This is a genomic window from Amycolatopsis sp. lyj-23 (assembly GCF_046549135.1).
In the GTDB taxonomy this organism is placed as follows: Bacteria; Actinomycetota; Actinomycetes; order Mycobacteriales; family Pseudonocardiaceae; genus Amycolatopsis.
The window spans coordinates 1-557 of sequence record NZ_JAJPWN010000064.1; the positions used below are offsets into that span (position 1 = coordinate 1).

1 protein-coding gene is annotated in these 557 nt (G+C 67.1%); it reads right to left on the reverse strand.

Annotation, left to right across the window (positions count from 1 at the left end; translation table 11 throughout):
• Positions 1–165 precede the first annotated feature (165 nt).
• Complete coding sequence (locus ACLJPY_RS50195; RefSeq protein WP_410598096.1) at positions 166–507, reverse strand: helix-turn-helix domain-containing protein; 342 nt, start codon at positions 505–507, stop codon at positions 166–168.
• Positions 508–557 lie beyond the last annotated feature (50 nt).

Consider the following 557-nt stretch of genomic DNA (forward strand, 5'->3'; position numbering starts at 1 on the left):
CGTCACACCGTCCTCGCGTGTGCACGGCGTCGTCGTAGCACTTCACGCAGACCGGGCCCTCGGGCCAGCGGATCCGGATCCGCAACCGCGGATCACGCAGCTTTGTCTTCTGCCCGTCGGTGCAGACTGGGAGATCGCAGCGGGAGCAGACCTCGCTGGAACGGCTCATTCGGTGCTGGTGATCCGGGCGCGCCGGGGCCGCAGCTCGGCGACGTCGGCCGGTGCGGGATGGTCGGTAGTGCCGGTCTTGCGGATCCCGACGTTCTCCGCGCCGGTGACGATCAGCTCCGACGGCGCGGTCGCGAAGATGTCGCATAACGCCGCCAGAACTTGCAGCGACAAGCGCTCCGGCGTGCCGGTCACCAGCCGGTGCACCTGCGAGACTGACAGGTAGATGCCGCGCTCGTGCAGCGGCTCCACCAGCTCGGTGGTCTGGTACATACCGTTCTCGGCCATGATCTCGCGCAACCGCCAGCTGTAGCTGACCGACCGCTTCTTGCCCGTCATCGACTCTCCTCACTCCCAGCCCAGAGCTCGGTTGATCGTCCCATCCAGCA

Bases quoted from the DNA above. Each gene is read 5' to 3' on its own strand.
- ACLJPY_RS50195 (WP_410598096.1), bottom strand. From the start codon at position 507: ATGACGGGCAAGAAGCGGTCGGTCAGCTACAGCTGGCGGTTGCGCGAG.